At 67.7% G+C, this 2,579-nt stretch carries 2 protein-coding genes and 1 pseudogene; 2 read left to right on the forward strand and 1 reads right to left on the reverse strand.

Annotation, left to right across the window (positions count from 1 at the left end):
- Positions 1-52: 52 nt before the first annotated feature.
- Positions 53-508: pseudogene (locus tag AC1DT6_RS40315) on the reverse strand (tyrosine-type recombinase/integrase); the annotation flags it as partial.
- A 143-nt stretch (positions 509-651) separates the two neighbouring features.
- Between AC1DT6_RS40315 and AC1DT6_RS40320 the strand changes: the two are divergent.
- Together AC1DT6_RS40320 and AC1DT6_RS40325 are read left to right on the forward strand one after the other, a co-directional pair.
- Entirely contained in the window at positions 652-1,713 is a 1,062-nt protein-coding gene (locus AC1DT6_RS40320) for a DNA-binding protein (protein WP_477115611.1), read from the forward strand.
- Positions 1,714-1,973: 260 nt separating this feature from the next.
- A complete protein-coding gene (locus AC1DT6_RS40325; protein WP_441635758.1) occupies positions 1,974-2,351 on the forward strand; it encodes an H-NS histone family protein in 378 nt (125 codons plus the stop codon).
- Positions 2,352-2,579: the final 228 nt, after the last annotated feature.

Here is a 2,579-nt window from a genome sequence, read left to right on the forward strand (position 1 = left end):
CAGGCGAACAGCGTATTGAGGATCACCATCGCGTGCCGCGCGCTGGCCGGCAGGCGAACAGCGTATTGAGGATCACCATCGCGTGCCGCGCGCTGGCCGGGGAGAGCGGGCCGGCGAACGGCCGCCAGTCCGGCGCRCCGCGCGCGAGCTTTTTGCGCGACGCCATGACCCAGCGCCAGGCGGGCTGGGGATCGGCCAGGAAACGCTCGTACAGCAGCAGGTCCTCATGGGTGAGCGACGACAGCGGCTTGCCGTGCTGCATCACGGCCCACAGCAGCAGCCGCTCCACCTCGCGCCGATAGGTCTGCAGGGTGGCCGGCGTGTCGGTATAGCGTGCCAGCCAGGCGGTGACGGCGGCCAGATCGTCAGTGGCCGAGATCTGCGGGGTGCCGCCGCGCGCCCGGTTGCTGCCGGCGGCGCCGGACAGCGCGGCGGGCAGGCGCAGGCGCTCGATCGGGGTGGCGGGTAGGGCCGTGAAGGCAGTGTGGGGGAGCGCGGTGGGTTCCATCGGTGCGGCGGGCGTCATGGCGTGAGCGTAGACGTAATTATAGACAGAAGCCCACTTATGTCTAAATATTTTCAATATTACTCAATAAATTCACGTATTACGTAGTAATATTTATTGAAACTGACCTCGTGCGCCGCCCAAACATGACTGCCAGCCCCGAATCCACGCCGCTCGACGCCGCTCCCGACGCCGCCCTGCAGGCCACGCTCGCCGCCGACGTGGCGACCCTGCGCTCGCAGCTCCCCGAGACCCGCGCGCTCTACCGCGAGGTCTGCGCCCTGTTGTTCTTCCGGTACGGCATCACGCCCACCGCCAACAAGCTCTACGGTTTGGTGCGCAAGGGCAGCATGGGCACGCCCACCGAGGTGCTGGCGCAGTTCTGGGCGGACCTGCGCGGCAAGATGCGCGTGACCATCGACCACCCCGGGCTGCCGGAGGCGCTCAAGGCGATCGCGGCCGACGCCGTGCAGTCGATCTGGCAGGCCGCCAACGAGGCGGCCGCCGGCGAATTGGCCGCCTTGCGGGCCGAAGCGCGGCTGCAGGCGAGCGAGGCGGAAGCGCAGCGCGACCTGGCGCGGGCCGCGGTGGTGGTGGCCGAGCAGGAGACCGCCGCCGTGCAGGCCGGGCTCGACGCGGAGCAGAGCGCACGCGCGGCGCTGCAGGGGGAACTGGACGCCGAGCGCCAGGCCCACGCCGCCGCGCGGGCGCGTCAGGAGGCGGGGCAGCGCCAGATCGAGGCGCTCGAGCGGCAATTGGGAGAGTTGCGTACCCAATTCTCGACGGAGCTGGAACGCACCCGCGAGCAGGTGGCCGTCGCACAGGAGCGGGCCAGTGCCACCGAACGCCGCGCGCTGCGCGAGATCGACCAGGAACGCACGCTGCGCCAGAAGGGCGAGCAGGTGGTCGCGGACCTGCGCACCGAACTGGCGGCCGTGCAGGTGAGGGCGCAAGACGCCGCCGTGGCCGGCGCGGAGGCGCGGGCGCGGTTGCAGGCCGAGCGCGACACGCTCAGCCGGCAACTGGCGGAGGCAGAGCAGGCGCTCGGACGAGGGCAGACGGCGCAAGAAGGGCTGCGGGCCGAACTGGCAGCGGCACTAAGACGGGCCGAGCGCGCGCAAGCGGAAGCCAATGCGACGCGCCACTTGGCGACCGCCAGGCGCCGCGCGCCGACCACACGCACCAAGTTCAAGCCGGGGTCGGCCTGAGGGGGGGCACCCGAGGGAGGGGATTTGTCCACCGCGCCACGGGATAAGCCTGTGCGCAAACCGTGCGAGGACCAGATGCCCGGCGGGCTCCTCGGGTCTGATTAATTTTTGAGCGGCGGGGTGACCACGTGATTCCCAATCCCCAAGGGAGCTGGTTGCGTTACACCAGCGATCCGCCGGAACAATGTTGAGGCCTAACCGTCTTTGAGACGACAACGCAGGATCCTGCTCCGCAGCTTCCTCAAATCTGTGCACCTAAAATGATGTCGATCGAAATCGAGCGCGCCGAAGCGATTACCTGGATCCGCATCCAGCTGGCTCAGCATGGGCTGAGCCTGTCCCACCTGCAGGCCGCCGGCTGTTTTTCCGAGCCGCCACCGGCGACGTTGCCTGGTGTGGTGCGCTACCGCAACGCGCACGGGCAGGGCTGGGACGGCCGCGCCGCAATGCCCGACTGGCTGCAGCGGGCGGTCAATGCAGGGCAGACCGTGGAACATTTCCGCGTGCCCGTCGCGGAAGCCACGGGGCGCGCCGGGAAGGGGAGTTCCCATTGTGATGAGCCAGGAGGATCTGCAAAAGGCAGGTCTGGAGGCGCTAGGGAAGAAGTGGGCGTGATGCGTGGTTGGCGAAATCGGTAATGGACGGCCTTCCGAGGGCGCCGTCCGAGAATACACCACTGCCGTTTCCGCGCCGATGCCATGCCCCGCCATTGACAAGCGGAACTTCATTAGCTGTCGCATCTGCTGCTCTCAAGAAACAAAAATAACGGTTCTTCAGACTTTCGTGTGGGTAGGTAGTACGCTTTCGCGCATGGCTTGGTAAGGAGGTGTGCGATGGACAGCGTGGAACTGTACCGGCAGCTGCTT

The sequence above is a fragment of the Cupriavidus sp. 01L45 genome (assembly GCF_056399885.1).